The 6,425-nt window shown below is 42.7% G+C and carries 4 protein-coding genes and 1 pseudogene; 1 reads left to right on the forward strand and 4 read right to left on the reverse strand.

Annotation, left to right across the window (positions count from 1 at the left end; genetic code table 11):
- Positions 1 to 135: 135 nt before the first annotated feature.
- The 4 genes from ACSLGF_RS18625 to cls all read right to left on the reverse strand — a co-directional run bounded on the left by ACSLGF_RS18625 (position 136) and on the right by cls (position 5,153).
- Positions 136 to 1,134 (reverse strand): S66 family peptidase, encoded by a 999-nt coding sequence (locus ACSLGF_RS18625; protein WP_456007792.1) that lies wholly within the window; start codon positions 1,132 to 1,134, stop codon positions 136 to 138.
- Between the two features lie 294 nt (positions 1,135 to 1,428).
- Positions 1,429 to 1,671 (reverse strand): hypothetical protein, encoded by a 243-nt coding sequence (locus tag ACSLGF_RS18630; protein WP_256499088.1) that lies wholly within the window; start codon positions 1,669 to 1,671, stop codon positions 1,429 to 1,431.
- Between the two features lie 158 nt (positions 1,672 to 1,829).
- Positions 1,830 to 3,545, reverse strand: coding sequence for an ABC transporter ATP-binding protein (locus tag ACSLGF_RS18635; protein ID WP_456007794.1), 1,716 nt, complete (start codon positions 3,543 to 3,545; stop codon positions 1,830 to 1,832).
- A gap of 105 nt (positions 3,546 to 3,650) precedes the next feature.
- Complete coding sequence (gene cls, locus ACSLGF_RS18640; RefSeq protein ID WP_456007796.1) at positions 3,651 to 5,153, reverse strand: cardiolipin synthase; 1,503 nt, start codon at positions 5,151 to 5,153, stop codon at positions 3,651 to 3,653.
- Between the two features lie 157 nt (positions 5,154 to 5,310).
- On the opposite strand from cls, the pseudogene ACSLGF_RS18645 reads away from it, so the two are divergent.
- Positions 5,311 to 6,290 (forward strand): annotated as a pseudogene (locus tag ACSLGF_RS18645) (S66 family peptidase).
- Positions 6,291 to 6,425: the final 135 nt, after the last annotated feature.

Genomic DNA, 6,425 nt, shown 5'->3' on the forward strand with positions numbered 1-6,425 from the left:
TGGAACATGAGAAAAACACCTTCCTTTAGTATGCTTTTCTCTATTATAAAACGGGGGAATGGAAACTTTAAGGAAAAAAATAAAGCTGTCGAGATTTTCTCGACAGCCTGAGCAGCCTAGGGGCTGCTCTTTTTCTTATATCCACGCTTCCGTCAGCCAAACTTGCGTTGCAGCTGCATCTATTTTTACTCGTGTCCCTATTGGCATGGTGAGCATTGGGTGTGTATGAGCACAGTCAAAATCAGCGATGAGCGGTCTCTTTGTGTCTCCAAGCACCTCAAGTAAAATATCGTGTGGCTTCTTGCCCGTTCCTTCATCATCAAATAGCTCATGTTTCCCTAAGAGGATACCTGATACCTGTTCAAACACACCATTTACCTTCAAAAGAGAGAAGTTTTTTTCTACAACCGAAGCCGTTTTCATACAATCTTCAATCAGGAGGATGTCTCCCTTCTGAATCGCCGGCATGAACTCACTTCCCCATATGCCATACATGGCATTTAGATTCCCCCCGATCAGTCTGCCTTCTGCCTGTCCCTCTATGACGCACAACCAATTATTCGGACGCTTTTCTTTGTCGAGGGTCTTCTCTTCCCAGTTGACCCGTTCATCTGTCCAAAAGGGCGGTTTTCCTACATGATATGGAATGGTCTGCGGGTGCATCAAGATGTCCTCAAACGACTGATATGTATGGGTGACGAACGGTTCAAACTCTCCAAAAGATGGGACAAGCGCCGGTCCGTAGAAAACAGGCAGTCTCGTTTTTTCATAGGCTGCTAAAAGAATCGCCGTCGCGTCTGAATAACCGATCAGGATTTTCGGATGTTTGTTCAGCAGCTCAAAATCAAGATAAGGCAGCAAACTATTCGAATTTGTCCCGCCAATCATCGACATCACGCAGGCCAAATCCTCTCTAGCCATCAGCTCATTCAGTTCATCCGCTCGTTCTTGAATTGTACCTGAACGGTAGTGATCCTCTTTCCCTGTTAGTGATCCTGGTTCAACAATGAATCCTTTGTGCTCAAGCCATTCCTTCGCCCGCTGATACCTAAGAGGCGAGGTCGCTGATGCAGGACTTGAGGGTGAAAAAATGCCGATCTTTTCGCCCTTTTGTAAACGCCGAAGCCCCTTCATTCCATCAGATCCTTCCTACACGAGTTTTTACTATCCTAACAAAAAAAGCCCTTTACCAAAAGGGCCCAAATTGTTGACAAATGGCTAAAATGATCTTTATTTTAGCCATTTGTCTTCTTTTCAGCGTGATAGAAAACCTTTGAAGTCTAGGAAGGACGAGCACTGGCACGCAGGACTGACAAAGAATGCGAGGGTTTGTCTACACGCTGAGCCCTTTTTCAAAAGGGCTACTGGATCGTTTATCACTGATGCTTCCTTCAAAGTAAAATATAAAGTGCGCTATAGTGAGCGTCTTCAAAAAAATAGCTTAAAAAATCCAAATGATATGAGAGCAAAACAAATAGTCAACGTCGCAGATATATTTTTTTTGCTTAGAGAACTGCCTATTACGTTTACTCCAGTGTTTATGCCAAACAAAATAATACCAATATAAAAAAACACTGGATTGATTCCAGCTGGAATCATCAAAATAAATAAACCAATAAGAGTCACGTAGTGAACGCTTTTCATCATGACTGTTTTTGCCGTTTCACTCAAACAACCCTCTCCTTTTGAATGTTATTACCTTAAAGCATATCAAAATTCCATTTAAGTGGTAAATGAAATATCAATTAGAAAAATTAGGTTATAGGAGTTATATCAGCACGTCAAAAATGAGTCCAACTCAATAGCTGGACTCATTAAGGACTTCCTTCTTAATGACCAAACTGCGCCTCATGCAGTCTGCTGTATACGCCGCCCATTTGGATTAAGTCTTGGTGGCGGCCTTGTTCTTGGATGCCTTCCTCTGTCACGACGATAATACGGTCTGCGTGTTTAATCGTCGCAAGCCGGTGAGCGATGACAAGTGTTGTCCGGCCGGCGGCCAGTTCGCTCAGAGCATCCTGTATCGCTTTTTCTGTTTCTGTATCAAGTGCTGACGTCGCTTCATCTAAAATAAGAATGGAAGGATTTTTTAGGAACATCCGTGCAATCGACAAGCGCTGCTTTTGACCGCCTGACAGTTTGACGCCACGTTCGCCAATGACGGTATTTAACCCTTCTGGGAAACGCTGAACGAGTTCCTCTAAATGTGCACGTCGTACGGCCTCCCAAATCTCTGCATCATTTGCTTCTAGGTTGCCGTACGCAATGTTTTCACGAATGGTGCCTGAGAATAAAAAGACATCCTGTTGCACAATGCCGATCTGCTGTCTTAAAGAAGACAAGGTCATGGATTTTGTGCTCACTCCATCAATCGTGATCTCTCCTTCATCCACATCATAAAAACGAGGCAGCAAACTGCAAATGGTCGATTTTCCTGCTCCTGAAGGCCCTACAAATGCAACGGTTTCTCCTTGCTTGATCTTCAAATTGATATCCTTCAACACTTGACTGTGCTCATCGTAGCCAAACGTCACGTTTCGATATTCAATTTCACCTTGCAGTCCGAACACATCCCGTGCTCCTTCTGTATCCTTCACATCCGGCTCTGTTTCAAGTAAATCGACATAGCTTTTAAAACCGGCAATTCCTTTTGGATACATTTCAATCACCGTGTTGATTTTATCTATCGGTCTGAATAAAACGTTTGTGATCAGAACAAAGGCGATAAATCCACCTGCACTCAATTGACCTTGCAGGACAAACCATGTACCTGCCAGAAGGACAAACAGCGTCACAAGCCGAGTTAAAATATAACTAATCGATCCATTGACCGACATGATTTTATAAGAAAGAAGCTTCGCTTTCCGAAAACGATTGTTGTTTTCAGCAAAGCGTTTTTTCTCAAAATGTTCATTCGCAAAGGCTTGAACAAGACGGATGCCGCCGATGTTGTTTTCAACCCTTGCATGAAAGTCTCCAATATCATTGTTCAGCTGTGTAATGGCCTTTGTCATCTTCTTATTAAAATAAAGCGCAAGCCAGATGATGACAGGCATGATCAGAAAGGTTAAAATGGCAAGCTGCCAGTTAATCATCAGCATGACAGCAAAGGCGCCAAGAATCGTTATAATCGCAATAAACAAATCTTCAGGCCCATGATGCGCCACCTCTCCAATGTACATGAGGTCGTTGGTCATCCGTGACATGAGCTTACCCGTTTTGTTGTTATCAAAGAATTTAAATGACAGACGCTGAAAGTGATCAAATAGCTTCTTCCTCATATCTGTTTCAATATTGATGCCCAGCATGTGCCCCCAGTACGACACAATAAATTGCATCACCGAGCTGAGTGCATAAATGACAAAAAGAGCAAGTGCGGTCCAGCCAATGACCGTCCAGTTCCCTGACGGCAATAATGTATCAATGAAGTAGTTCACGATGAGCGGAAACCCTAGTTCCATTAATCCAACTGCGACAGCACAAAAGAAATCTAAAAAGAACAGACCTCGATAGGGCCTGTAATAGGCGAAAAAGCGTTTTAGCATATGTAAAAGAACCTCATTTCCTCTATAATTGATAATCATTTTCAATTATAGAGGAATCCTCATGAAAATACTAGATGAGGAAATGATTTCTTCCATTGGTAAGCCTCACAGCACACCTGAAAACAACCGGGCAAACGATTCCTTCAAACGCTCTTTTAAGCCTCTTTTATAAAAATGAACGGGTCCCATTTGCTCACATTCCTTCATATCTTCCTCATAATGGGTCATCAATTGCTCGATTGGCTTCTTCGCGGCTGTAAAGACATTGACCTCAAAATTGAGCTGAAAGCTTCTCATATCCACATTGGCGGTACCGACAGAGGCAAGTTCTCCATCTGCGATCATGACCTTTTGATGCATGAAGCCTTTTTGATAATGATACACCTTGATACCCTCTTTCAGAAGCTCAGCAAAATAGGAGCGTGTGGCGTATTGTGTGAGAAAGCCGTCATTTGTCTCCGGTACCATCACACGCACATCCACCCCTCTAGTGGCAGCGATTTTTAACGCTGTGCGGATCGACTCATTTGGCACAAAATACGGTGTAGCAATCCAGACAAATTGTTTCGCATTTGAAATGAGTGCATCATATAAATCACTCATACTTTCCTTCATATCAGGTCCAGTTGGTACAACCTGAATGACATCCTCTCCTGTCACAGGGTGCGGCGTATGATACTTCGGATCATCAATTAACACTTCATCTGATACATACTCCCAGTCCAGCATGAAAACGGAGTGCAGGGTTTGAACAGCTTCACCCTTTAACATCGCATGCGTATCACGCCAAAAGCCGATGCTTTCATCCCACCCTACATATTCCTTCCCGACATTTAACCCGCCGACAAATCCCGTTTCCCCATCAATAATCACGATTTTTCGGTGATTTCGGAAATTGAATTTTTGATTAAAGAATCCATATTTTAAAGGCAGAAAGGGAGCGATGTTTACACCTGCCTGCTTTAATCGCTTAATATCTTTTCGGGAGAAGCGAATGCTGCCCGCCGCATCATAGATAAAGCGAACCTCTACCCCTTCTTTCACTTTTTCAATGAGAATCTCCATCATTTGGTGACCAAGGAAATCAGATTTAAACATGTAATATTCAATATGAATGAACGTTTTTGCCTTTTTCAACTCTTCAAAAATCCGCGGAAAAGTTTCCTCTCCATTCTTTAAAATGTCCATATCACTATTTGTATTCACATGCATTCCTGTCGCTTTTTCTGTGTAATGAAAAAAAGTACGCTGATTCTCGGTTAAACGTGTTTCATCCGGCTTGCTCTCAAGCTCTGATATTCTGCGTAATTTTTCACGGTTATACATTCTCTTCGATTTGAACAAATGACCTTTTACGTAAAGCTGCCCCGAGAATAAATAAAACATATAGCCAATGATCGGGAAAAAGATCAGCACATATATCCATAACAATGTGTGCTGTGATGTCCGATTCTCTAGCATCAGCGAGACGATACTAAATAAAATAATGGCGACATAAATCGCTGCGTAAAGCTGGATGCTCCATGCTGGCACCGGCCACCAATACACCACATATGCCCCGAATATCATGAAATATAAAAATAAAAATTCCAGTCTCCTCTTTTTCACATTCTCCGCCCTCATTCGTTTCTGTCTTTTTCTCTTCCATACCCTTTGCACAGCTTGTATGAAACGCACGGTCCACTGCTTTCTTCTAGCTTTTACAGACTGGAACCATTTGATCCGATATAATGGAGAAATATGTGATGGAAAGGAAGATTTGTTTATGCATACACCATCTCCTTTAAAAAAAGGCGACCACATTCGGGTCATCACCAGGTCATCACCCCAAGTCGAAGTGCCAGCATCTTATCAGAAGAAGGAATGTCTCAAGCCAAAAAACGTTTAGAGACTTTAGGATTTACTGTCTCTTTTGGAAAACACGTGTTTGAATGTGATCTTCATTCCTCATCGTCCATTGAACACCGAGTATCTGATCTACATGAGGCGTTCTCACAAGATGAAGTCGACGGCATTTTGACTGCAATCGGCGGTTTCAACTGCAATGAGCTTTTGCCTTATATTGATTACGACTTGATCCGTCAGCATCCCAAAGTCCTTTGCGGCTACAGTGATATCACAGCAATCGCCAACGCCATTACCACAAAATGTGATATGGTGATATACTCAGGCCCTCATTTCTCCAGCTTTCAAATGGAGCAGGGACAAGAGGAGCAGACAGTCATGTTTCAAGCCTGCGTGATGAGCGGCGAGCCATTTGATCTTACTCCTTCTACAAAATGGAGTGATGATGCGTGGTATCTTGACCAAGCGAACAGGCAGTTTCATCCGACGAAATGGGGAATATATCAGGAAGGAACAGCTGAAGGCACCTTGTATGGCGGAAACCTTTGTACACTGAACTTACTGCAAGGGACCTCGTATATGCCGAAAGTAAAGGATACGATCTTATTTGTTGAGGATGATGACTTGGTGTTTCCTGAAATGTTTGCCAGAGACCTTACCTCTCTCTTGCAGCATGCAGAATCAATCAAAGGATTGATCATAGGACGCTTTCAAAAAAAATCTCAGATGACAGAGGAACATTTGAGATTCATCCTAGATAAGCATCCAATGCTCAAACACATCCCGGTGATCTATGATGTAGATATAGGACATACACAGCCTGTATTCACCTTACCGATTGGCGGAAACGCCCAGCTAACGTGCAAAGACGGAGACGTGAAGCTGCGCATTCATTCATAAATAAAGCCAAAAAAGCACCCGAAAAGGGACTGACCCCATAAAGTGAGACAAATAAAAAACACCTTCAAGTTTGAAAACGGATCGTTGTTATCCGAAATAAGACGTGGAGGTGTTTTTTTCTATGGGGACAAGAGT

Source organism: Bacillus sp. A015 (assembly GCF_053851875.1).

What these genes read in the sequence shown, in the direction of transcription:
- ACSLGF_RS18635 (WP_456007794.1), bottom strand. Translation starts at nt 3,545, where the DNA reads ATGCTAAAACGCTTTTTCGCCTATTACAGGCCCTATCGAGGTCTGTTC.
- ACSLGF_RS18625 (WP_456007792.1), bottom strand. Translation starts at nt 1,134, where the DNA reads ATGAAGGGGCTTCGGCGTTTACAAAAGGGCGAAAAGATCGGCATTTTT.